The organism is Affinirhizobium helianthi, assembly GCF_042680945.1.
Lineage (GTDB): Bacteria > Pseudomonadota > Alphaproteobacteria > Rhizobiales > Rhizobiaceae > Neorhizobium > Neorhizobium helianthi.
In genome coordinates this window covers 531859-554439 of sequence record NZ_JBHUEQ010000003.1, presented here as the reverse complement: position 1 = coordinate 554439, position 22581 = coordinate 531859, and the positions used below count along the sequence as shown (strand labels likewise).

Annotated in this window: 22 protein-coding genes; 17 read left to right on the top strand and 5 right to left on the bottom strand. The window is 56.1% G+C overall.

Annotation, left to right across the window (positions count from 1 at the left end; genetic code table 11):
• Positions 1-5: 5 nt before the first annotated feature.
• From clpA to ACFSE1_RS03205, 3 genes are all read left to right on the top strand, one after another.
• Complete coding sequence (clpA, locus tag ACFSE1_RS03215) at positions 6-2537, top strand: ATP-dependent Clp protease ATP-binding subunit ClpA (protein ID WP_377396453.1); 2532 nt, start codon at positions 6-8, stop codon at positions 2535-2537.
• A gap of 168 nt (positions 2538-2705) precedes the next feature.
• The gene (locus ACFSE1_RS03210; protein WP_377396450.1) at positions 2706-3476 is read left to right on the top strand and encodes an AzlC family ABC transporter permease; all 771 of its coding nucleotides are present in this window, start codon (positions 2706-2708) and stop codon (positions 3474-3476) included.
• Complete coding sequence (locus ACFSE1_RS03205; protein WP_377396447.1) at positions 3473-3808, top strand: AzlD domain-containing protein; 336 nt, start codon at positions 3473-3475, stop codon at positions 3806-3808. The genes ACFSE1_RS03210 and ACFSE1_RS03205 overlap by 4 nt, the downstream gene beginning before the upstream one ends.
• Before the next feature lie 49 nt (positions 3809-3857).
• Here the strand turns inward: ACFSE1_RS03205 and ACFSE1_RS03200 are convergent, their stop codons facing one another.
• Genes ACFSE1_RS03200 through ACFSE1_RS03185 form a run of 4 tightly spaced genes read right to left on the bottom strand, consistent with a single transcriptional unit; the run spans position 3858 to position 6687 of the window.
• Positions 3858-4286 carry an HIT family protein gene (locus ACFSE1_RS03200; protein ID WP_377396444.1) on the bottom strand — a complete coding sequence of 143 codons (429 nt, stop codon included), beginning with the start codon at positions 4284-4286 and terminating at the stop codon, positions 3858-3860.
• 30 nt (positions 4287-4316) lie between these two features.
• Positions 4317-5492, bottom strand: coding sequence for a GNAT family N-acetyltransferase (locus ACFSE1_RS03195; protein ID WP_377396441.1), 1176 nt, complete (start codon positions 5490-5492; stop codon positions 4317-4319).
• Positions 5489-6220: a glycerophosphodiester phosphodiesterase gene (locus ACFSE1_RS03190; protein WP_377396438.1), complete on the bottom strand. Its 732-nt coding sequence runs from the start codon at positions 6218-6220 to the stop codon at positions 5489-5491. Before ACFSE1_RS03190 ends, ACFSE1_RS03195 begins: the two co-directional genes overlap by 4 nt.
• Positions 6217-6687, bottom strand: a complete 471-nt coding sequence (locus tag ACFSE1_RS03185) for a RidA family protein (protein ID WP_377396435.1) — start codon at positions 6685-6687, stop codon at positions 6217-6219. The genes ACFSE1_RS03190 and ACFSE1_RS03185 overlap by 4 nt, the downstream gene beginning before the upstream one ends.
• Before the next feature lie 111 nt (positions 6688-6798).
• Here ACFSE1_RS03185 and ACFSE1_RS03180 point away from each other — a divergent pair, with 111 nt between their 5' ends.
• The 14 genes from ACFSE1_RS03180 (at position 6799) to lpxB (ending at position 20861) form a co-directional block, all read left to right on the top strand.
• Entirely contained in the window at positions 6799-7635 is an 837-nt protein-coding gene (locus ACFSE1_RS03180; protein ID WP_377396432.1) for a cell envelope integrity EipB family protein, read from the top strand.
• 188 nt (positions 7636-7823) lie between these two features.
• Entirely contained in the window at positions 7824-8591 is a 768-nt protein-coding gene (rpsB, locus tag ACFSE1_RS03175; protein WP_377396429.1) for a 30S ribosomal protein S2, read from the top strand.
• Positions 8592-8796: 205 nt separating this feature from the next.
• Complete coding sequence (gene tsf / locus ACFSE1_RS03170; protein WP_377396426.1) at positions 8797-9723, top strand: translation elongation factor Ts; 927 nt, start codon at positions 8797-8799, stop codon at positions 9721-9723.
• Between the two features lie 99 nt (positions 9724-9822).
• Positions 9823-10548 carry a UMP kinase gene (gene pyrH / locus ACFSE1_RS03165; protein WP_377396423.1) on the top strand — a complete coding sequence of 242 codons (726 nt, stop codon included), beginning with the start codon at positions 9823-9825 and terminating at the stop codon, positions 10546-10548.
• A gap of 48 nt (positions 10549-10596) precedes the next feature.
• On the top strand, positions 10597-11154 hold the full coding sequence (gene frr / locus ACFSE1_RS03160; protein ID WP_377396420.1) for a ribosome recycling factor: 558 nt from the start codon (positions 10597-10599) through the stop codon (positions 11152-11154).
• A 44-nt stretch (positions 11155-11198) separates the two neighbouring features.
• Positions 11199-11942 (top strand): isoprenyl transferase, encoded by a 744-nt coding sequence (locus ACFSE1_RS03155; RefSeq protein WP_377396417.1) that lies wholly within the window; start codon positions 11199-11201, stop codon positions 11940-11942.
• On the top strand, positions 11942-12775 hold the full coding sequence (locus tag ACFSE1_RS03150; RefSeq protein ID WP_377396414.1) for a phosphatidate cytidylyltransferase: 834 nt from the start codon (positions 11942-11944) through the stop codon (positions 12773-12775). Before ACFSE1_RS03155 ends, ACFSE1_RS03150 begins: the two co-directional genes overlap by 1 nt.
• A gap of 25 nt (positions 12776-12800) precedes the next feature.
• Positions 12801-13922 carry an RIP metalloprotease RseP gene (gene rseP / locus ACFSE1_RS03145; RefSeq protein WP_377396411.1) on the top strand — a complete coding sequence of 374 codons (1122 nt, stop codon included), beginning with the start codon at positions 12801-12803 and terminating at the stop codon, positions 13920-13922.
• A 186-nt stretch (positions 13923-14108) separates the two neighbouring features.
• A complete protein-coding gene (bamA, locus tag ACFSE1_RS03140; protein ID WP_377396407.1) occupies positions 14109-16433 on the top strand; it encodes an outer membrane protein assembly factor BamA in 2325 nt (774 codons plus the stop codon).
• Between the two features lie 48 nt (positions 16434-16481).
• Positions 16482-17540, top strand: a complete 1059-nt coding sequence (lpxD, locus tag ACFSE1_RS03135; RefSeq protein ID WP_377396404.1) for a UDP-3-O-(3-hydroxymyristoyl)glucosamine N-acyltransferase — start codon at positions 16482-16484, stop codon at positions 17538-17540.
• The gene (gene fabZ / locus ACFSE1_RS03130; RefSeq protein ID WP_377396401.1) at positions 17533-18003 is read left to right on the top strand and encodes a 3-hydroxyacyl-ACP dehydratase FabZ; all 471 of its coding nucleotides are present in this window, start codon (positions 17533-17535) and stop codon (positions 18001-18003) included. The genes lpxD and fabZ overlap by 8 nt, the downstream gene beginning before the upstream one ends.
• Complete coding sequence (gene lpxA, locus ACFSE1_RS03125; RefSeq protein WP_377396398.1) at positions 18000-18815, top strand: acyl-ACP--UDP-N-acetylglucosamine O-acyltransferase; 816 nt, start codon at positions 18000-18002, stop codon at positions 18813-18815. Before fabZ ends, lpxA begins: the two co-directional genes overlap by 4 nt.
• 1 nt (position 18816) lies before the next feature.
• Positions 18817-19692 carry an LpxI family protein gene (locus ACFSE1_RS03120; RefSeq protein ID WP_377396395.1) on the top strand — a complete coding sequence of 292 codons (876 nt, stop codon included), beginning with the start codon at positions 18817-18819 and terminating at the stop codon, positions 19690-19692.
• Positions 19689-20861, top strand: coding sequence for a lipid-A-disaccharide synthase (lpxB, locus tag ACFSE1_RS03115; protein ID WP_377396392.1), 1173 nt, complete (start codon positions 19689-19691; stop codon positions 20859-20861). Before ACFSE1_RS03120 ends, lpxB begins: the two co-directional genes overlap by 4 nt.
• Before the next feature lie 400 nt (positions 20862-21261).
• On the opposite strand, the gene gltA is transcribed toward lpxB, so the two are convergent.
• A complete protein-coding gene (gene gltA, locus ACFSE1_RS03110; RefSeq protein ID WP_377396389.1) occupies positions 21262-22551 on the bottom strand; it encodes a citrate synthase in 1290 nt (429 codons plus the stop codon).
• Between the last annotated feature and the right edge of the window lie 30 nt (positions 22552-22581).

Sequence of the window (22581 nt, the reverse complement as noted above, 5' to 3'; positions counted from 1 at the left end):
CCCACGTGCCAACATTTTCGCCTAGTCTCGAAAAGGCGCTGCATCAGGCACTGACCTTCGCCAATGAGCGGCACCACGAATATGCGACGCTGGAGCATTTGCTGCTGGCGCTCATAGACGACGCCGACGCGGCGGCGGTTATGGGGGCATGCAACGTCAATCTGGAAACGCTTCGAAAGACCGTTTCCGATTATATCGATAATGAACTCGCCAATCTCGTCACGGGATATGACGAGGACTCCAAGCCAACTTCCGGATTTCAGCGTGTCATCCAGCGCGCGGTTATCCACGTGCAGTCTTCCGGTCGGGAAGAAGTGACCGGCGCAAACGTTCTGGTCGCAATTTTTGCCGAGCGCGAAAGCCATGCGGCTTACTTCCTGCAGGAGCAGGAAATGACCCGCTACGACGCGGTCAACTATATTTCTCACGGGATTGGCAAGCGTCCCGGCTCCTCGCAGGTGCGCACACCGCGCGGCGCTGAGGAGGGGGAATCCGAGGCCAAGACCGGGCGCGAACAGGAAGAGGGGGGCGCAAAGAAAGCCCAGGATGCCCTTACAGCCTATTGCGTCAACCTGAATGAGAAGGCCAAGAACGGGCGGATCGATCCGCTGATTGGACGGCACTCTGAGGTTAGCCGCACAATTCAGGTTCTGTGCCGCCGCTCCAAGAACAATCCTCTCTATGTCGGTGATCCGGGTGTCGGTAAAACCGCAATCGCGGAAGGTCTTGCCAAGCGGATCGTGGAAGGCAAGGTTCCGGAAGCACTCGCCGATGCGACAATTTTTTCGCTCGATATGGGTACTCTTCTTGCAGGCACCCGCTATCGCGGCGACTTTGAAGAGCGCCTGAAGCAGGTCGTGAAGGAGCTTGAGGAATACCCGGGCGCTGTCTTGTTCATTGACGAGATCCATACGGTCATCGGCGCTGGCGCGACCTCGGGCGGCGCAATGGATGCGTCCAACCTGCTGAAGCCGGCTCTTTCGTCGGGTGCAATCCGCTGCATCGGCTCGACGACCTACAAGGAATACCGTCAGTTCTTCGAAAAGGACCGTGCGCTTGTGCGGCGCTTCCAGAAGATCGACGTCAATGAGCCTTCAATTGATGATGCCATCGAAATCATGAAGGGCTTGAAGCCCTACTTCGAAGAGTATCACAAGCTGCGTTACTCGAATGAGGCGATCAAATCGGCTGTCGAGTTGTCCGCGCGCTACATTTCTGACCGGAAGCTTCCGGACAAGGCTATCGACGTGATCGACGAAACGGGTGCGGCACAGATGCTTCTGCCGGCTTCGAAGCGCCGTAAGCTGATCACGGAGAAGGAAATCGAGGCGACAATCGCAACGATGGCCCGTATTCCGCCGAAGACTGTTTCGAAGGATGACGAGATGGTTCTCGCCAATCTCGAGAAAGAGCTTCGTTCGGTTGTCTACGGACAGGATAAGGCGATTGAAGCGCTCTCCACCGCGATCAAGCTTGCTCGTGCGGGTCTTCGCGAACCGAACAAGCCCATCGGCTCCTATGTCTTCTCCGGTCCGACCGGGGTTGGTAAAACCGAAGTGGCAAAACAGCTTGCCTCGTCGTTGGGTGTCGAGCTGCTGCGCTTCGACATGTCGGAATACATGGAGCGGCATACGGTTTCCCGTCTGCTCGGAGCCCCTCCCGGTTACGTCGGATTCGATCAGGGCGGCCTGCTGACCGACCAGGTGGATCAGCATCCCCATTCGGTTGTGCTGCTGGATGAGATCGAAAAAGCACATCCGGACATCTACAACATTCTGTTGCAGGTCATGGACCATGGCTCCCTGACAGATCACAATGGCAAGAAGATCGACTTCCGCAATGTGATCCTGATCATGACCACCAATGCAGGCGCGGCAGAAATGGCCAAGGCTGCCATTGGCTTTGGCTCGTCTCGCCGCACCGGTGAGGATGAAGAGGCTTTGAACCGTCTCTTTACTCCGGAATTCCGCAACCGCCTGGATGCAATCATTCCGTTCGCGCCTCTGCCCACCAAGGTTATTCATCAGGTGGTCCAGAAGTTCGTCATGCAGCTGGAAACGCAGCTCTCAGAGCGTAACGTTACCTTCGATCTGCATGAGGATGCGATCTCATGGCTGGCGGAGAAAGGCTATGACGAGCGCATGGGGGCACGCCCGCTGTCTCGCGTCATTCAGGAACATATCAAGAAGCCTCTGGCGAACGAGATCCTGTTTGGTGCCCTGCGCAAGGGTGGCGTGGTCCAGGTTACTGTCGGCAAGCAGGAGGATGGCAAGGAGGACGGCCTTGTGCTGAAATGCATCCCGGAGGCTGCCCCTGTGAAGCCTAAGCCCGAGGCTGAGGTCGAGGCAGCAGAGGACGATGCAGGCGAACAGAAAGCATCGCCCTCCAAGGCGCGGAAATCCAAGCCTAAGGATCAACCGAAGGCGGGCGGGAAAGCCAAGGATGTGAAGGCAAAGGCCGATGCCGATGCCCTGACGGAAGAACAGCCGAAGCCCCGCAAAGGCGCGACCGTTCCACGGGTCCCGAAAAAGAAGTGATCATCGCAAATCAATGCTATGCCGGAGGTGTTCTCTGGCATAGTTTTGTCTGGTTCGGTGTTGCGCCGGGCAGTTGCGGAAGCGGACTGCTTCATCCGCAATCAAAGTGAGCCTGTTCTGCTCCATCTCATGCGGATGTTCCTGGCAGACGTGGACGTGGAATTTCTGATGCCGACAACCGATGTGAGCCAACGCACCAATCTGACCTGGTTTATGATTGGCATGCGGGGCATTTTTTCCATTCCTGCCATCATATTGATGACATCCTTCGTCGGCTTCAGTGCTTTTGCGCTTGAATCCGGCATCACGAGATCGCAGGCGGTTTTCATGACGCTTGCGGTGTGGGCGTTACCAGCCAAGATGATACTCGTTGGCACAATGGCAGGCGGCGCACCTTTGGCGGCGAGCTTTCTGGCCGTGACACTCTCCTCCATTCGCATGATGCCCATGGTCGCATCGATCATGCCGGAAATGCGCACAGACAAGAGCCCGACGTGGCTGTTGTTGTTTCTGTCTCACTTCGTGGCGATCACATCCTGGGTTTTCGCCATGCAGCATGTGCCCAATGTGCCGAGAGAGCGCAGGCTGGCCTATTTCGGTGGTTTCGCCATCACGCTCACTCTCATCAATGGCATCATCGTAGCCATTTGCTACGGCATCGTCGCTCAGTTCCCGCCTGTCGTTGCCGGTGCACTGTTCATGCTGACACCCATCTATTTCTTTGCGTCCATCTGGGCGAGTGCGCGTCAATCGGTTGTAAAGGTTGCCTTCATTGCAGGCGTGGTCCTCGGGCCTTCCATGGCGCTCGTCGAGCCCAAATTCGATATCCTCTACGCCGGGATTGGCGGGGGTACGCTCGCCTACCTGTTCGACAGATATTTCATCCGTAAAAGACGTCAGGTTTCCCAGAGCCCTGCTGTTGAAGAGGAGTTCCCATGAGTGACGCCTGGTGGTGGACCTATCTTGTCATTGCGCTTGCCGGTTGGCTTGCAACAGATATCTGGCGTTGGCTGGGTGTGCTGGCCGGAAACACGCTGGATGAGGATTCGGAAGGGCTGCAATGGGTGAGGGCGGTAGCAACGGCCCTCGTGATGGCTGTCACAGCCAAACTTGTGGTCTTTCCAACCGGGACAATTGCGGATGCACCACTTTGGTTGCGTGCAGGATCTGTCGCGCTTGGTTTCGTGGCATTTCTGCTCGCTGGGCAGCGGGTTATCGTCTGTGTCGTGGTGGCAATTTCGACTTTGCTTGCCGGGTTGCTGCTGCTGTGAGTGCACGGAAGGGAAGCTCCGTTTGCTTGCCGGAGCTTCCTGCGCAACTTTACGCCAGGGCGGCGCGAATTTTGTCTGCGTTAGCCGCAAGAACCGCCTGATCTTCCATCTGTCCGCTATGCGGCTTCAGTGGCTGGCCTTCATGGCGTGGGATCACATGAAAATGCAGGTGAAAAACGGTTTGGCCGGCCGCCGGTTCGTTGAACTGCGCAATGAAAACACCATCCGCAGCAAAGGCTGTCTTGGCAGCATTGGCCAGCTTTTGAACGACCGGCATAAGCTTCGATAATACCGCCGGATCGGCATCCAGAAGGTTTCTCGAACCTTGTTTGGGAATAACGAGCAAGTGACCCGGTGCCTGGGGCATGACATCCATGAATGCCACCGTGTCATCGTCTTCATAAAGCTTGTGAGATGGGATTTCGCCTTTCAGGATTTTTGCAAAGATATTGCTGGGATCATAGGCCGGAGTGCTCATCGAAATGACTCTTCCTCTCTTCGAATTCGGTTATTCCTCACCCTTTCTGAAAGGGCTGTGTTCAGTCAGATATTCGCCAGCATAGGCGACCTCTCGGCGTTCGCGCGCAAGATAGTCCTCGACCGCACGACGCAGACCCGGATGGGCGATATAATGCGCTGAATGAGTTGTGACGGGCATGTAGCCGCGCGCCAGCTTGTGCTCTCCCTGGGCGCCAGCCTCAACTCTCTTCAGCCGGTGCGCAAGGGCAAAGTCGATAGCCTGATGATAGCAGACTTCGAAATGCAGGAACGGGTGATCCTCAATGCAGCCCCAGTGACGACCAAACAGGCAATCTTCGCCGATAAAATTGATCGCCCCGGCGACATATCTGCCTTCTCGCTTGGCCATGACCAGGAGCACGTCATCTGCCATTCTCTCGCCGATGAGCGAATAGAAACTGCGGGTGAGATAGGGGCGTCCCCACTTTCGGCTGCCTGTATCCATGTAGAATGCGAAGAACTGATCCCAGATGTTTTCGGTCAGGTCGCTGCCTGTCAGCCACTCGATGGAGATGCCGTTTTCCAGCGCCGACCGTCTCTCCTTCCGGAGGTTCTTGCGCTTTGACGAGGAGAGTTCGCCGAGGAATTCCTCATGGTTCGCGTAACCCCGGTTGATAAAATGAAACTGCTGATCCATTCGATGCAGGAAACCGGCTTCCTCAAACGAGGAGAGTTCTTCATCCGGCAGAAAAGTGACGTGTGTGGATGAAATGCCAAGCTGGCGTGTAATCTCCGTGAGGCCGCCTGCAAGGTTCAGCCGCACGCTTTCAGTATCCTGCGCGGACGCACTCAAAAGCCTTGGCCCCGTTGCAGGCGTGAAGGGGATACAGCATTGCAGCTTTGGATAATATTGGCCGCCTGCACGCTCGAGCGCGTCTGCCCAGGCATGGTCAAACACATATTCGCCCTGGCTGTGGCTTTTCAGATAGGCGGGAACCGCGCCTAGAAGATCACCTTTCTCGTTTTCCATGAGGATATGATGGCCAAGCCAGCCAGTTTTCGCAGTCGCGGAACCAGACTCCTCCAGGGACGAGAGAAAGGCGTGAGATAGGAAAGGATTGTAGGCCACATCACCCCCGCGCCGCGTGCCGGACAAGCTTGACCATCGGTCAATGCCAATGGACTTGAACGATTTTTCGACGCGGAGGGTGAGTTGTTCCGTCATGCAGATTTTGTCTCTCTGGGATCGAACCCTTCGAAGGTCATTTGATCGGCATGAGTATAGGTATGCGTGCGTGCTTTTTCATCCCTGACGGTCCAGGTAATCACCGGAACGCCCTTTGCCCTCTGTGCCTCAATAAAGCTGTTGGGCAGGTGAGACCAATGGTAGGAAATGAAATCGAGACCCAGTTGCATGGCTTCATCATGCTCGAAGAAGGTCTCTGGCTTGGCGCCTTCGGCCGTTAAGCCGACGGGGTAGGGTGCCTCAAGCCGTTTCAGCTCGCGCAGCAGGTGATGATCGAAGCTCATCAAGGCGACTTTGCCCTGGTAGCCTTCCAGCACTTCCAGCACCGCTTCAACAAAGCCGTCATCTTCTTCCGCATTGCGGCCTTTCAGCTCAATCACCAGCGGAACCTTGCCCTGAACCAGGTCAAGCATCTGCCTTAGCCTCGGAACGCGATCAGCTGTTCCGCCAACGGCCAGCAAGCCCAGCTCGGAGGCCATTTTCTCACGGACATCGCCTTTGATCCCACACAGCCTCTCCAGCGTATCGTCGTGGAAGACCATGGGAATGCTGTCTGCCGACAGCTGGATATCGCATTCGATTGCGAACCCGGCTTCTACAGCGCGAGCGAAGGCGGAAAGGGTGTTCTCCCATACCTTCTGGTTCATGTCGTGGTAGCCGCGATGGGCGACTGGCAACTCCTTGATCCAGGATGCTGCGATGCTCATGCTTCGACTTCCAGGATTGCATCCACCTCGACGGCAGCATTGAAGGGCAGTGCGGCCATGCCCACCGCTGCGCGCGCGTGTTTACCTGCCTCGCCAAGAACGTTCGCAACGAGGTTCGATGCGCCGTTCATCACCACATGCTGCTCGCTAAAGCCGGGGGCGGATGCAATGAAGCCGTTCAACTTCAGAACGCGGCGGACCTTGCCAAGATCGCCGCCGAGGGCGGCCTTGACCTGCGACAGGATATTGATGGCGCACAATTCTGCAGCCCGTTGCGCCGTGGCAACATCGACATCCGATCCGACCAAACCCGTCACCGCAACTTTACCGCCTTCCATCGGCAGCTGGCCGGAAATGTACAGGGTATTTCCGCTTAGCGTGTAGGGTACGTAGTTGGCGGCTGGTGCGGCTGCCACTGGCAGCTCAATCCCCAGTTCCTTGAGTCGGCCATCGATTGCTGCAGACATTTCGTTCTCCTGTTTGATTGTAAAATTGACGCGATTCCGTCACAGATGAAGCAAGCATCGCCTGATGGCGTTCTTATAACATCATGGGCTGAGTCCCATAGGAGATTGTGGATGGTCCGTTACGGCCTTGCAGCTGTGGCTTTCTCCAGCAGCATCATGCTTCTCGCAAACCCGGTTTGGGCCGGGCCCGAGGCAGCTCTTTCACTTGTGCCGCATCGCGCAGTCTATGACCTCAAATTGAAGGATGTGTCCGACCGTTCGGGCATTGAAGGCATGTTTGGCCGAATGGTCTATGAATTCACCGGATCCGCCTGCTCCGGTTTCACAACGAATTTCCGGTTTGTCACGAAGATCGATACGGGCGAAGAGCAGAGAGTGACCGATCAGCAAACGACCACGTTCGAGAACATCCGTGCCGGCCAGTTCCGCTTCGATACGAAATCCTTCACAGACGAGCAGATGGACAAGCAGGTTGTGGGGGAAGCGAAGGATGATGCCGAGGGGGTGAAGGTGGAGCTGGCCAAGCCCGATCGGCGCGAAGTGCAGCTTACCGCATCACAATTTCCCACGGCACACATGCTGGACGTCATAGAGCGAGCGAAGAAAGGAGAGCGCTTTTTCGAAGCGCGTCTGTTCGATGGCTCCGAGGACGGCGACCAAACTCTGCTGACATCCACTATTGTGGGGCCGCAGCAGGGACCGAAGCTGGACGACGCGGAGGCAAATAGTGCCGGAGCGTTTGCCAAAAAGCCCTATTGGCCAGTGACGATTGCCTACTTCAACGAGGATGCGCAAACGGATTCCACACCAGTCTACCGAATGTCCTTTAAGTTGTATGACAATGGCATCACGCGGGATCTCATCATGGATTATGGTGATTTCGTGCTCTCCGGCACGCTATCCAAGCTGGAAGTTCTGGGGGAGCCGGACAAGCACGCCTGCAAGTGATTCTATTCATAAATGCACGCATAATTGCCGATATGACTTGCAATTCGGTCGATTGGCGTTTATGCGCACCATCATTCCACACGTGAAGCTTGGGATTGGCCGGGAGAAATCCGGTCCGTTCCGCCGGTGGTTGGCTTGTCCAACTGTTCGCTTCGCGGGGGTTAAACCGGAAACAAGGAGAAAAAGGCATGGCATTGCCTGATTTCAGCATGCGTCAGCTCTTGGAAGCTGGCGTTCACTTCGGTCACCAGACGCACCGCTGGAACCCGAAAATGAAGCCGTACATCTTCGGCGATCGTAACAATATTCACATCATCGACCTCGCGCAGACGGTTCCGATGCTGTCCCGCGCTCTGCAGGTGATTTCCGACACCGTCGCACGTGGTGGCCGCGTTTTGTTCGTTGGTACGAAGCGTCAGGCGTCTGAACTGATCGCCGATTCGGCAAAGCGTTCCGCCCAGTACTACGTCAACTCCCGCTGGCTCGGCGGTATGATGACGAACTGGAAGACCATTTCGAACTCGATCCAGCGTCTGCGCAAGCTCGACGAAATCCTTGGTTCTGAAGCCCAGGGCTTCACCAAGAAGGAGCGTCTGAACCTTGAGCGCGAGCGTGAAAAGCTTGAGAAGGCTCTTGGCGGTATTCGCGACATGGGCGGTACTCCGGACCTGATGTTCATCATCGACACGAACAAGGAAAAGATTGCTATCGACGAAGCAAAGCGCCTTGGCATCCCGGTCGTTGCTATCATCGACTCGAACTGCGATCCGGACCTGATTGACTATCCGATCCCGGGTAACGACGATGCTTCGCGCGCCATCGCTCTCTACTGCGATCTGGTTGCCCGCGCTGCCATCGACGGCATTGCTCGCCAGCAGGGCGCTTCCGGCCGTGACGTCGGCGCTTCTGCAGAAGCTCCGATTGAGCCAGCTCTGGCTGACGAAGCTCAGGCTTAATTTTTCGGGATTGCCCGAAACCTCGAAGGTCGCCACTCGGCGGCCTTCACTTGAATGGGCGGGACCGTCTGCGCGGTTTTCCTGCGCATGGGGCCCAACGGCACCATTCATGACGCTGTCATACTCCGGGGTACACTCCTGCCCCAATTCGGCGCCTGGCTTTAGATTCCCTGCTGGCGCATCCGACAATCGATAAGAGGCAAAAATGAGCGAAATCACAGCCGCAATGGTGAAGGAACTGCGCGAGAAGACCGGCGCAGGCATGATGGACTGCAAGAAGGCGCTCGCCGAAACCAATGGCGACATGGAAGCAGCGATCGACTGGCTGCGCGCCAAGGGCATTGCCAAGGCCGACAAGAAGTCTGGCCGTACAGCGGCTGAAGGCCTCGTCGGCATTGCCAGCGCCGGCACGAGCGCTGTTGTTGTCGAAGTCAACTCCGAAACCGACTTCGTTGCACGTAATGACGCCTTCCAGGATCTGGTGCGCGGCGTGGCATCCGTAGCTCTTTCTACGGATGGTTCCGTAGACGCAATTGGCGCTGCTACCTATCCGGCAACTGGCAAGTCTGTTTCCGACTCGATCAAGGACGCGATTGCGACGATCGGCGAAAACATGACGCTGCGTCGCGCCGCCAAGCTGTCTGTCGAAGATGGTGTTGTCGCGACCTATGTTCACAATGCTGCTGCTGATGGCCTCGGCAAGCTCGGCGTTCTCGTTGCTCTCAAGTCTACCGGCAACAAGGATGCACTGGCTGCCATCGGTCGTCAGGTTGCCATGCACGTTGCCGCGACGAACCCTCTGGCAGTTCGCGCTGAAGAAGTTGATGCCGCTGTCGCCGAGCGCGAGCGTAATGTCTTCATCGAGCAGTCCCGCGCTTCCGGTAAGCCGGACGCCATCATTGAAAAGATGGTTGAAGGCCGCATGCGCAAGTTCTTCGAAGAAGTTGCTTTGCTGTCGCAGGCATTCGTTATCAATCCTGACCTGACGGTTGCTGCCGCCATCAAGGAAGCTGAAAAGGAAGTCGGCGCTCCGATTGAAGTGACTGGTATGGTTCGTCTGCTTCTCGGCGAAGGCGTTGAGAAGGAAGAGACCGATTTTGCTGCTGAAGTTGCAGCCGCTGTGAAGCACTAAGCTTCCGGCTCTCAAAACTTGTGAAAGCGAAGGGCATCGCGTGACAATGCGATGCCCTTCGTGTATCCGGCATTCGGTGCGATCCTCGAAGGAGTTTCCATGTCTTCCACCCAAACCATCTACAAACGTGTTCTGCTCAAAGTGTCTGGTGAGGCGCTGATGGGCAGCCAGGGATTCGGCATTGATGTCGCCGTGGCAGATCGGATTGCCTCAGACATTGCCGAAGCGGTAGGCATGGGCGTAGAAGTTGGCGTCGTAGTCGGCGGCGGCAATATCTTCCGCGGCGTGGCTGTAGCCTCCAAGGGCGGCGACCGCGTGACCGGCGACCACATGGGCATGCTCGCGACCGTGATCAATGCTCTGGCGCTAGCCACATCTCTGCGGAAGCTGAACGTCGAGACCGTTGTGCTCTCAGCGATTGCAATGCCAGAGATTTGTGAGAGTTTCTCGCAGCGTCGCACCTTGCATCACCTGGCGCAGGGCAGGGTGGTGATTTTTGCTGGCGGAACCGGCAACCCCTTCTTCACGACCGATTCCGCCGGGGCGCTGCGCGCTGCGGAAATTGGCGCGGAAGCCATCTTCAAGGGTACGCAGGTGGATGGCATCTATTCCGCCGATCCGAAGAAGGATCCCAACGCCACGCGCTTTGAGCAGCTGACCCATAGCGAAGTCCTGGAGAAAGGGCTTGCGGTTATGGATGTCGCAGCTGTAGCGCTGGCGCGTGAGAACGCAATACCTATCATTGTATTCTCAATTCATGAGAAGGGCGGCTTCGGCCAGATCTTGACCGGCGGCGGTCGCCGGACCATCGTGACGGATAACTGATAGATTTTATGCAGGTTTTGGACAGCCTGCAGAGAAACGGAGTGCAAGATGAGCGGAACTGATCTCAACGATCTCAAGCGACGCATGGACGGCGCGATTACAGCCTTCAAGAGCGATATAGCTTCTCTTAGAACGGGTCGTGCATCGGCTAACATTCTGGATCCGGTAACGGTTGAAGCATATGGCTCCCGTATGCCGCTGAATCAGGTTGCCAACATCACCGTCCCAGAGCCACGCATGCTTTCCGTATCGGTATGGGATAAGCAGATGGTTGGTGCCGTGGATCGTGCCATTCGCGAATCCCACCTCGGTTTGAACCCCATCGTTGATGGGCAGAACCTGCGTATTCCGCTGCCGGAACTTAACGAGGAGCGTCGCAAGTCGCTGGTGAAGGTTGCCCACGATTACGCGGAAAAGGCAAAGGTTGCTGTTCGCCACGTTCGTCGCGATGGCATGGATGCACTCAAGAAGGCTGAAAAGGATGGCGATATCGGCCAGGATGAAAGCCGCGCCCTGTCGGAAAAAGTGCAGAAGATGACTGACGATACGATTTCCGAAGTCGATCGCTTGCTTGCGGAGAAGGAAAAGGAAATCATGCAGGTCTAAGGCCTGGCACGGCGCATAAACGCTCAACAATACACGGAAAGCTCATGAACAACGGTTCGACGCCAAATGTGCCGAAGCACGTCGCCATCATTATGGATGGAAACGGTCGCTGGGCGAAGGAGCGGGGTTTGCCCCGCACCATTGGGCACACGAAAGGCGTCGAGGCGGTCCGTCGCGCTGTTGAGTATGCGGGTGAGGTGGGGATTGAGTTCCTCACCCTCTATGCCTTTTCTTCTGAAAATTGGAGCCGGCCGGAAGAAGAAGTATCCGATTTGCTGGGGCTTCTTCGTCGCTTCATCCGCCGCGATCTGGCGGAACTGCACCGCGCCAATGTGCGAATCAAGGTTATCGGCGAGAGGCACAAGCTGCGTAGCGATATCCTGCCGCTTCTTTTGGAGGCGGAGGAGACAACCCGGCAGAATTCCGGGCTCACACTGATCATTGCGTTTAACTATGGGGCCCGCGACGAGTTGACGCGCGCCATGCGTGGCGTTGCTGCAAAAATTCGTGACGGGCTTCTGCAGCCGGATGAGATAACGGAAGATCTGATCAGTAGCCACCTCGATACGGCAGGCATTCCGGATCCTGATCTCATCATCCGGACCAGCGGCGAGGAGCGGCTTTCGAATTTCCTGCTCTGGCAGGCCGCCTATGCGGAATTTGTCTTCCTGCCGGGCTTCTGGCCGGATTTCGGACGTGAGATGTTTGGCGAGGCCCTGAAAATCTTTGCTTCGCGCGACCGCCGCTATGGTGGCTTATCGGCGGCTCCAGCTGCGGTGGTGGGCTGATGTCGCCCGAGCTGAGAAAGCGCATCGTATCAGCAATCGTTCTGGCTGCTTTCGCGCTTACGGCCACATGGCTCGGAGGCTTCGCTTTCAGGCTGTTGTCTTCGGTAATTGCATTGACGGTGTACTACGAGTGGTCGACGATAACCCGGCTTGCCGAAAAGGATTTTGCAGGGAATGCGTTCGGGTGGCTGGCAATTGCCGTGATTTGCCTCAATCTGCTGTTCGGCGATCAGGGCATGGGTGTTCCGTTTCTCGGTGGCTTGACGATTACCGCGGTTCTCCTGGTTTTGGTACGAAAGAGCAGCTGGTGGCTGCCGGGTGGCATATTCTACGCAGGCTTGAGCGGGATTGCGCTTGGTGCCATTCGCGGGGCTGATGAGCCCGGATTTGTTGCTGCCCTGTTCGTTTTCGCAGTGGTTTGGGCGACGGATATTCTCGCCTACTTTGTCGGCCGCGCCATTGGCGGGCCAAAACTGGCTCCTCGTATCTCTCCCGGAAAGACCTGGTCGGGTGCCATTGGTGGCACAATCGCGGGTGTTGCCGCAGGGGCAGCCATCTTCACAGCATTCTTTCCGAATCTTGGGCTGCGCCTTTTATTGCTGGCATTTTTGCTGTCTGTCGCGGGGCAGATCGGGGATCTTTTCGAATCCTTCATCAAGCGGCGCTTCGGTGTCAAAGACTCTGGCAGGCTGATTCCCGGCCATGGCGGCGTGATGGACCGCGTTGACGGCCTCGTTTTTGCCGGCTTTGCAGCCTTCTTTCTGGCTATCATAAACGCAGCATGGATGCAGGATGGCTCGGCATCAGTTGCCGCATTCCTGTTCGGGCTGTAAAAGCGGGTAAAACCCGGAGGTGGGAATGGCGATACTTGGCTTCATAACGGGATATCTGGTCCCATTTATCCTGGTTTTGTCATTGCTCGTCTTCGTGCACGAAATGGGGCATTACCTTGTCGGTCGTTGGAGCGGTATCCGGGTCACGGCCTTTTCGATCGGTTTCGGACCTGAAATTGTCGGGTTCAATGACCGTCATGGCACGCGTTGGCGGCTGTCGCTGATTCCCTTGGGAGGCTATGTCCGCTTTTATGGCGATGAGGACGCTGCCAGTCGCCCGGACTCCGAGGCATTGTCACACCTCTCGCTAGCAGAACGCAGTCAGACATTGGCGGGAGCCAAGCTGTGGAAGCGTGCGGCTACAGTTGCCGCTGGACCGATTGCCAACTTCCTTCTGGCAATCGCCATCTTTGCAGTTCTTTTCGCGGTCTACGGCAGGTCCGTGGCCGATCCTGTTGTCGCAGAAATTCGACCCGACAGTGCGGCGGCGGAAGCAGGAATACAGGTTGGCGATCGTCTCATCGCTATGGATGGCTCTCCGATCAGGACCTTTGAGGATGTTCGCCGCTATGTGACTGTGCGCCCCGAGACGCAGATGACTGTGACGGTGGAGAGGGGTGGCAACACGATTGATTTGCCGCTGGTGCCCAAGAGAACCGAGATCACCGATCAATTCGGTAACAAGGTTGAGCTTGGATTGATCGGTGTCGTTACAAATGAGCAAAGTGGCAATTTTCGGCACATAACCTATACGCCGCTTGAAGCGCTGCAGGAAGGCGTGGTCGAGACCGGCCATATCATCACTGGCACATTCCGATACATCGGCAATCTCGTTACAGGCCGTATGAAGCCGGACCAGTTGGGTGGCCCCGTGCGTGTTGCCCAGGCTTCTGGCCAGATGGCAACCTTGGGAATCGCTGCGGTCATTCAGCTTGCTGCTGTCCTTTCTGTTTCAATTGGGCTTTTGAACCTTATGCCGGTTCCAGTACTTGATGGCGGGCATCTTGTGTTCTATGCGATTGAAGCTATTCGTGGAAAGCCACTGGGAGCAGGCGCACAAGAGATTGCCTTTCGCATAGGACTGGCTATGGTGCTGAGCCTGATGGTATTCGCGACGTGGAACGACATTTCGAACCTGATCGGCTAATGATGTGAATAACCATCTATTTACCTTGTTCACAAGTCGTCGTGGCGATTGGGTCACGCCTTTGAAGGAAGTAAATAGAAATTAACGGGATACCTTGCTTGTAGGGTAAAAGCAGGTAAAACGACACACGTGGCCGGAGTCGGGTTCCGCCCGCCGAGGGACAACGGGAAAAGGTAAGATTTGAAAATGAAAGCTGGTTCAAAGTTTTTGAACGCAGTGTCGGCGTTTGCGCTGTCTGCTGGTGTTGTCGTGTCGGGCGCAAGTGTTGCTGTCCTTGCATCGCCATTCACCGCTGAGGCTGCGGTCATTCAGCGTATCGACGTGCGTGGTGCGCAACGTACCGGTCAGGAAGCAGTTCGTTCAAACCTCACGATTCGTCCGGGCGTCAGCTTCTCAAATGCGGATATCGATGAGTCGGTGAAGCGTCTGTATGCCACCGGCTATTTCTCCGATGTCAAAATCTCGGTCTCGGGCAGCACGCTTGTTGTGTCGGTCAATGAGAGCCAGCTTGTTAACCAGGTGGTTTTTAACGGAAACCGCAAGATCAAGGACGACAAGCTTCAGTCTGTCGTTCAGACCCAGCCACTCGGTCCTTACAGCGAAGCTATCATTCAGGCTGATATTCAGCGCCTGAAGGAGGCCTATACGTCGATCGGTCGTAGTGATGTGCAGATCACGACGCAGGTTGCTCCTGTTGGGCAGGGGCGTGTGAACCTCGCTTTCGTGATCAATGAAGGCGATCGCACGAAGATTTCGAATATCAACTTTGTTGGTAACCAGGCCTACAGCGACAGCCGTCTTCATGATGTTCTGATCACCAAGGAATCGGGTCCGCTGTCCTTCCTGACACGTAAGGATGTCTTCTCCGAAGACAAGATGCGTGCCGACGAAGAGGCGCTCCGTCAGTTCTATTTCAGTCACGGTTACCCGGACTTCCGTGTTGTGTCTGCCGATCCTGTTCTGGATGAGAGCAAGAACGAGTACACGATTACCTTCACGGTCGAGGAAGGTCCTCGCTACAGGTTTGGCGACATCAATGTCGAATCCACGGTTGAGGGCGTGAGTGGTGAGAGCCTCCGTGGTCTTGTGGAAACCAAGAGCGGCGACACCTACAATGCCAAGGAAATCCAGAAGACGATGGAAGCGATCTCCAAGAAGGTCGCTGAAGCTGGGTATCCTTTCGCGCGCGTAACGCCTCGTGGCGACCGCAACTTCCAGACCAACACTGTTGGTGTGACCTATCTGGTTGACCAAGGTGAGCGCGCCTATGTCGAGCGGATTGAGATTCGCGGTAATACGCGCACCCGTGACTATGTTATCCGTCGCGAGTTTGATCTCAGCGAAGGCGATGCGTTTAACCAGACAATGATAACGCGCGCCAAGCGTCGCCTTGAAGCTCTCGGATATTTCGCCAAGGTGAATATATCGACGCAGCAGGGTTCTGCACCTGACCGTGTTGTCATCGTTGTTGATGTTGAAGATCAGTCCACGGGCTCTTTCGGTATCGGCGCCGGTTATGCCGGAAACGACGGTCTTGTCCTGGAGGCTTCGGTCGAGGAAAAGAACTTCCTGGGTCGTGGTCAGTATATCCGCGTCGCGGCTGGTGGCGGTCAGGATGATTCCCGGACCTACTCCTTGAACTTCACCGAGCCGTATTTCCTCGGTTATCGCCTTGCTGCTGGTTTTGATGTCTTCAAGAGCCAGACCTCTTCGAACAACAATTACAAATACGAAGAGCAGGGTTTCTCGCTTCGTGTCACCGCTCCGATCACGGAACAGCTAGCGACGACGTTCAAGTACAATTACAAGCAGATCCAGTATTCTCCGGATGGAGCGTTTAGCAATCTGTCAGCGCCCTATCAGGATCTGGTGAATGGCGGCAAGTATCTGCAGTCGTCTGTGTCGCAGACTTTGACCTACAACAGCTTGGATAGCCTGACGCTGCCGCGTGAAGGTATCTATGCAACTGTGACGCAGGAATATGCGGGTCTTGGCGGTGACTCTGATTTCTACAAGATCTATGGCCGCGCCCGGTACTTCCACCTCCTTTCCGACGAGTTGGATATGATCGGTCAGATCGCAGTTGGTGCTGGTCATGTGGTTGCTACTGGCGACAATTTGAACGTGTTCGACCAGTTCACCCTGGGTGGCCGTCAGATTCGCGGCTTCAAGAGCGACGGTATTGGTCCACGCATGCCGAATGGCGATACGATTGGTGGCACGACTTACTTCACAGCTTCGGCAGAAGTAAGTGTACCTATGCCGGCAGTGCCTGAAGACTTTGGTCTTCGTGCCTCGGTATTTGCCGATGCGGGTTCGCTCTACGGTAACAAGGTGACAAACACAGCTGGCATCCTTGGTACGGACAACTCGCTTCGCGCTTCGGTAGGTGCTGGTATTACCTGGGCCTCTCCGTTTGGAGCGCTGCGGTTCGACTACGCTGTGCCGGTTGCCAAGGAAGATTTCGACAAGGAACAGCGGTTCCGCTTCAGCATGGCCAACCAGTTCTGATGTTATCGGCCCTCGAAAGAGGGCCGAATGCTCTTCTGGAGCCTACTTATGGATCATCATCGTTTCTTCCCTCTCCACGAGGGTATAGCTCTGCGCGATCTGGCTGATCGCGTTGGAATGCAACTCGTGTCTGTTGAGGCGGGTAGCAAGCTGGTGCGTTCGGTCGCGCCGGTTTATCGTGCTCAAGAGGGCGATATTTGTTACCTCGTGTCCCGCAAGTATCGTGACGAGCTTGAGACCTGTCAGGCAACGGCAATCATTTGCAGTGCCGATATCGAGCCGTTTGTGCCGGATCATGTGGCCGTTCTGCGCACCAAGACGCCGCATGCAGCCTTTGCGACGGTTGGCGGTTTGCTTCACCCGGAAGCGCTTCAGCCCCTGAAGGTAACGGAAAACGGTATATCACCGAAAGCCTGCATTCACGAGACAGCGAAGCTTGAAGCTGGCGTTGTCGTTGAACCCTTTGCTGTCATTGGTGCGAATGCCGAAATTGGTGAAGGCAGTCACATTGGTGCCAATACTGTCATAGGCCCGGACGTCAAGATTGGACGCAACTGTTCGGTCGCATCAGGTGCGACAATTTTTTGCGCTTACATCGGTAATAATGTGATCATTCACACCGGGGCACGAATAGGCCAGGACGGCTTTGGCTTCGCTCCCGGTCCTGCGGGCATGATCAAGATGGTGCAGGTTGGTCGCGTCATCATCCAGGACAATGTGGATATCGGTGCCAATACCACGATCGACCGTGGTGCAATGGATGATACGGTTATTGGTGAAGGCACGAAGATAGATAATCTCGTTCAGATTGGACACAATGTTCGGATTGGTCGGCACACGGCTCTGGCAAGTGGAGTTGGCATTGCTGGTTCGACGCGTGTTGGCAGCGGCGTCCAGATCGGCGGGGCTGCAGGTATAAACGGTCATATCACGATTGGTGATGGTGCGCAGATCGCTGGTATGAGTGGGGTGGTGACGTCAGTTCCCGCCGGTGCACGTTATGGCGGCTTTCCGGCGAGACCGCTTCAGGATTTCTTGCGCGAGAGCGCTGATATTATGAACCGCGCCCAAGCGCGGCGTAAGAAGAAGGATGCTCATAATGGTTGATGATACGCCGACGGTGCTCGAATCCGCCGACATCATGGAAATCATGGAGTTATTGCCGCATCGGTATCCATTCCTGTTGGTGGACAAAATCATCAACATCAAAGGTGATGATAGTGCGGTTGGCATCAAGAATGTTACGGCCAACGAGCCTCAGTTCATGGGGCATTTTCCCGCGCGGCCTATTATGCCTGGTGTGCTTATTGTGGAAGCAATGGCGCAGACGGCAGGTGCTATTTGTGCACGCAAGCAGGGATCTGCCGGAAACCTCGTTTATTTCATGACGATCGATAATGCGCGATTCAGAAAGCCGGTTGTGCCAGGCGACCGCGTGGAAATCCATGTTGTAAAGCAGAAGCAGCGTGGAAACATTTGGAAGTTTCACTGCGATGCGCTTGTGGATGGGGCGCTGGTCGCGGAAGCAGATATTGGCGCAATGATGATGCGCCCTAAGGAAGATGAATGAGTACTGTTGCATCGAGCGCCATCATCCATCCATTGTCGGTGATTGAAGAAGGCGCCGTGATTGGTGAAGACGTCAAGATCGGCCCATTTTGCCGCATAGGTGGGCGCGTCACTCTGCATGAAGGCGTGCAAGTAATTTCGAATGCCGTAGTGGATGGTTTCACGGAAGTCGGCCGCGATTGCCATATCTATCCTATGGCTGTCATCGGTGGCGTTTCGCAAAGCCTTCACGAGGCTGGCGAGGACTCAAAGCTGGTCATCGGCGAGCGCTGCACCATGCGGGAAGGCGTCACCATGAACACCGGCACTGTGGGTGGCGGTGGAATCACCAGCATCGGCAATGACTGCCTCTTTCTGGCAAATTCGCATGTCGCTCATGATTGCCGCTTGGGTAACAATATTATCCTGTCGAATAATGTGATGCTTGCGGGTCATGTGATTGTCGGCGACAGGGCTATCTTGAGCGGCGGCTGTGCGGTGCATCAGTTTGCGCGCATAGGCAGGCAGGCCTTCGTCGGTGGTCTTTCCGCGGTGAATTACGATGTGATTCCCTATGGCATGCTGAACGGTAATCCAGGCATTCTGGGCGGGCTTAATGTGATCGGAATGAGCCGTGCCGGAATTGAACGCGCGGTTATCCATCAGGTAAGGCGGGCCTTTAAACAGATCTTCGATGCGGAGGGTTCTGTCCGCGCAAATGCGGCAGCAATCCGGGACGAATATCTGGATTGCCCTGAGGCGCTGGAAGTGATCGACTTCATTTGCGCCGAAAGTGATCGGGCGATTTCATCGCCGTATCGGGGAAAAGCCTGACGTGGAAAGCTCGGATACCTCCGGGCGCCTGGCCATTATCGCCGGCCATGGCTTCCTGCCGCTATATGTGGCAGAGGCCGCGCGTGAACGAGGAGAAAATCCCTACATCATCGTTCTCAAGAACGAAGGAAACCGGGATTTCTCCCAGTTCGACCATTCTTTCGTCGGTGTCGGCGATGCATTGCTAATCCAATCCATCATCAAAAAACACGGAATTGCACGGGTCGTTCTGTCGGGCGGTGTCCATCACCGGCCGGAGGTGTCGGAAATCCGGCCAACCTTTGGTGCCCTCCTGCGGCTTCCAGGCATCCTTCGTACGTTAATCAGCGGGGGTGATGACGCGGTTTTGCGGATGGTGATCAGCCTCTTTGAAAGCATGGGCTGCAAGGTCTATGGTGTTCACCAGATCGCTCCCAATCTCTTGGCGGAAGTCGGCGCGATCAACGGCAGCCCGCTTACGGAGTACGATCGGCGGGACATCCGGGTCGCTGCACATGCCGCAAAAATTCTCGGCGAGCTCGATGTGGGGCAGGGTGCTATCTGCGTTGGCGGCCGCGTAGTTGCGCTTGAAGGGGTCGAGGGGACAGATGCCATGCTGATGCGCGTGGCCGAGTTAAGGGCTGCTGGACGGATCTCGCAACGCAAGAAGGGGGTTCTCGTCAAGCTGTGCAAACCCCAGCAGGATCTGCGTGCCGATCTTCCTACCATTGGTCCGGCAACCATGCGGGGCGCGGCGGCAGCTGGCCTTGCTGGTATAGCAGTGGAGGCTGGACGTGCATTGGTGGTGGAGCGAGAAGAGTGTATAGCCATCACCCAACAGGAGGGGCTATTTCTGTATGGCCTCGATCTCGCCGCGAAAAATATGGGGCTTGAATGAACACACGTCCTCTGAGGCTCGCTATTGTAGCTGGTGAAGTGTCTGGCGACCTTTTAGCTGCGGATCTCGTGGACTATCTTCAGCGCATCCACCAAGGGCCTGTCGAGTTAATCGGGGTCGGGGGCGACGCGCTTGAAGAGCGCGGTTTGAAGTCTTTTTTTGATTTCTCTGAACTTTCCATCATGGGAATCACGCAGGTTCTGAAGCGTTTGCCACAGCTGTGGCGTCGCATTCGCCAGACGGTCGATCAGATTGTTGCCGCCCGACCTGATGCGCTTATTATCGTCGACAGTCCTGACTTTACCCACCGCGTCGCGAAGGCCGTACGTGAAAAGCTGCCCACACTTCCAGTGATTGATTATGTCTGCCCCAGCGTCTGGGCCTGGAAGGAGTACCGGGCAAAGAAAATGCTTGGCTATGTCGATCTGGTGCTGGCTCTGTTGCCATTCGAACCGCGTGTCATGGCAAAACTCGGTGGGCCAGAAACGCGGTTTGTCGGGCACCGCCTGACGGTAGAGCCGAATGTGCTACAAGTTCGCAGCGCCCGCAGAAACGGCGACAAGACGCGTGTTGGTGGGCCACGGGTATTGTTGCTTCCCGGCTCCCGTTCCACCGAAATCAATGCGCTCATGCCTGTCTTGCAGGAGAGTGCTGAGCTTATTCTTTCGCGCCAGCCGCGCGCGACTTTCCTGCTTCCGACGGTGCCAAGGCAGGTTGGCCGGGTAACAGAGCTTCTTAAAACCTGGCCTGTTCAACCTCAACTTACCTGTAACCATGAAGAGAAATGGGAGGCATTCGCCCAGGCTGATGTCGCTTTGGCCGCCTCAGGCACCGTGACGCTGGAGCTGGCGCTGTGCGGCGTGCCGACAGTTTCAATTTACAAAACAGATTGGCTGATGACGCTGTTGACCAAGCGGATCAAGGTGTGGTCGGCAGCCCTGCCAAACATCATTGCCGATTACCCGGTGATTCCGGAGCAAATAAACGTCCTGCTTCGACCTGGCTATCTCGCGCGCTGGGTGGATGTGCTCTCGGCTGATACGCCGCATAGACGCGCCATGCTGTCGGGCTTTGATTCTCTATGGGACGCTCTTTCTACCGATGGAGCGCCAGGTGAAGTCGGTGCTCGTCACGTCCTGTCTCTCTTGAAAAACAGAGGAATCATCTAGCTACGTCTCCGGGCGCAAGGCGCTAGAGCATTTCCGGTGAAAACGGGGTCACCTGGAATCCTCTATATCTTTGTTTTTACGCAGTCCGGACGCAAAACCGCTAACGCACTTTTGCTGGACGCGCTCTAGATGCAGTATTTCAGGCGCGTCCGACCGTCTGGTTTCATGAGCAGAACAAGTTTGGCGCGTGGCCCGATACGCCCATTCCCGTCAAAAATTCTGTTGTTCAGTTTTTGGCCGTTGTCCACATGGTATGGTTTTACCGCGATCAGCGGACTTCGGATCAAGCGTTGGAGAATCAACACCGTCTGACGCAGTGCAAGCATCCCAGGGGCGCGACCTGATTGATCGTGCAAAAGCAGAAGGCCCGGTTTGAACCGGGCCTATGTGTCTTTACCTGTTAGCGCTTGGAGAGCGGTACGTAGTCCCGCTTCGGAGCGCCTGTGTACAGCTGGCGGGGGCGGCCGATACGCTGCTGCGGATCTTCGATCATTTCAGCCCACTGCGCGATCCAGCCAACGGTACGCGCCAGTGCGAAGAGCACGGTGAACATCGTTGTCGGGAAGCCCATCGCCTTCAACGTGATGCCGGAATAGAAGTCGATGTTCGGGTAAAGCTTCTTCTCGATGAAGTACGGGTCCGTCAGTGCAATCTTTTCCAGCTCCATGGCGACCTGTAGCAGCGGGTCATCCGTGTGGCCCAGTTCGGCAAGCACCTCATGCGTAGTTTTCTGCATGATCTTCGCGCGCGGATCGTAGTTCTTGTACACGCGATGACCGAAGCCCATCAGGCGGAACGGGTCGTTCTTGTCCTTCGCGCGCGCAATGAATTCCGGAATACGGTCCGGCGTGCCGATTTCCATCAGCATGTTCAGCGCAGCTTCGTTTGCACCGCCATGCGCCGGGCCCCAGAGGCAGGCAATGCCAGCAGCAATGCAAGCGAATGGATTTGCGCCGGAGGATCCAGCAAGACGCACGGTAGACGTCGAGGCATTCTGCTCATGATCGGCGTGCAGGATGAAGATGCGATCCATCGCACGAGCGAGAACGGGGTTCACCTTGTACTCTTCACAGGGAACAGCAAAGCACATGCGCAGGAAGTTGGACGCGTAGTCCAGATCGTTCTGCGGGTAAACGAATGGCTGGCCGATGTGGTACTTATAGGCCATAGCGGCAATCGTCGGCATCTTCGCGATCATGCGAAGAGAAGCAACCATGCGCTGATGCGGATCGGTGATATCCGTTGAGTCGTGATAGAAGGCCGAAAGCGCGCCGACAGTGCCGACCATAACGGCCATGGGATGCGCATCGCGGCGGAAGCCGGTGAAGAAGCGGCTCATCTGCTCATGAACCATCGTATGGTGCGTCACGCGATAATCGAAATCCTTCTTCTGTGCGGCTGTCGGTAGCTCGCCGTAGAGAAGCAGGTAGCAGGTTTCAAGAAAATCGCCATGTTCCGCGAGCTGCTCGATCGGATAGCCACGGTGCAGCAGAACGCCTTCATCACCATCGATGAAGGTGATCTTGGATTCACAGGAGGCCGTAGAGGTGAAGCCCGGATCGTAGGTGAAGGCTCCGGTGTTCTTGTAGAGCGCGCCAATGTCGATGACATCCGGCCCGATAGTGCCCTTTCGCACCGGGAGGTCTACTTTCTTTTCTCCCAATCCAAGGTGTGCGTTCGTGTCCGTCATACTGATCCTCCGATAGGCGGAATGGCGCAG

Excerpts from the sequence above, each read along its gene's own strand:
- lpxD (WP_377396404.1), top strand. The coding sequence starts at position 16,482 with ATGGATCATCATCGTTTCTTCCCTCTCCACGAGGGTATAGCTCTGCGC.
- ACFSE1_RS03185 (WP_377396435.1), bottom strand. The coding sequence starts at position 6,687 with ATGTCTGCAGCAATCGATGGCCGACTCAAGGAACTGGGGATTGAGCTG.
- ACFSE1_RS03155 (WP_377396417.1), top strand. The coding sequence starts at position 11,199 with ATGAACAACGGTTCGACGCCAAATGTGCCGAAGCACGTCGCCATCATT.
- tsf (WP_377396426.1), top strand. The coding sequence starts at position 8,797 with ATGAGCGAAATCACAGCCGCAATGGTGAAGGAACTGCGCGAGAAGACC.
- lpxA (WP_377396398.1), top strand. The coding sequence starts at position 18,000 with ATGAGTACTGTTGCATCGAGCGCCATCATCCATCCATTGTCGGTGATT.
- ACFSE1_RS03195 (WP_377396441.1), bottom strand. The coding sequence starts at position 5,492 with ATGACGGAACAACTCACCCTCCGCGTCGAAAAATCGTTCAAGTCCATT.
- bamA (WP_377396407.1), top strand. The coding sequence starts at position 14,109 with ATGAAAGCTGGTTCAAAGTTTTTGAACGCAGTGTCGGCGTTTGCGCTG.
- ACFSE1_RS03210 (WP_377396450.1), top strand. The coding sequence starts at position 2,706 with ATGCCGACAACCGATGTGAGCCAACGCACCAATCTGACCTGGTTTATG.
- gltA (WP_377396389.1), bottom strand. The coding sequence starts at position 22,551 with ATGACGGACACGAACGCACACCTTGGATTGGGAGAAAAGAAAGTAGAC.
- ACFSE1_RS03200 (WP_377396444.1), bottom strand. The coding sequence starts at position 4,286 with ATGAGCACTCCGGCCTATGATCCCAGCAATATCTTTGCAAAAATCCTG.
- frr (WP_377396420.1), top strand. The coding sequence starts at position 10,597 with ATGAGCGGAACTGATCTCAACGATCTCAAGCGACGCATGGACGGCGCG.
- ACFSE1_RS03150 (WP_377396414.1), top strand. The coding sequence starts at position 11,942 with ATGTCGCCCGAGCTGAGAAAGCGCATCGTATCAGCAATCGTTCTGGCT.
- ACFSE1_RS03190 (WP_377396438.1), bottom strand. The coding sequence starts at position 6,220 with ATGAGCATCGCAGCATCCTGGATCAAGGAGTTGCCAGTCGCCCATCGC.
- fabZ (WP_377396401.1), top strand. The coding sequence starts at position 17,533 with ATGGTTGATGATACGCCGACGGTGCTCGAATCCGCCGACATCATGGAA.
- lpxB (WP_377396392.1), top strand. The coding sequence starts at position 19,689 with ATGAACACACGTCCTCTGAGGCTCGCTATTGTAGCTGGTGAAGTGTCT.
- rpsB (WP_377396429.1), top strand. The coding sequence starts at position 7,824 with ATGGCATTGCCTGATTTCAGCATGCGTCAGCTCTTGGAAGCTGGCGTT.
- rseP (WP_377396411.1), top strand. The coding sequence starts at position 12,801 with ATGGCGATACTTGGCTTCATAACGGGATATCTGGTCCCATTTATCCTG.
- pyrH (WP_377396423.1), top strand. The coding sequence starts at position 9,823 with ATGTCTTCCACCCAAACCATCTACAAACGTGTTCTGCTCAAAGTGTCT.
- ACFSE1_RS03205 (WP_377396447.1), top strand. The coding sequence starts at position 3,473 with ATGAGTGACGCCTGGTGGTGGACCTATCTTGTCATTGCGCTTGCCGGT.
- ACFSE1_RS03180 (WP_377396432.1), top strand. The coding sequence starts at position 6,799 with ATGGTCCGTTACGGCCTTGCAGCTGTGGCTTTCTCCAGCAGCATCATG.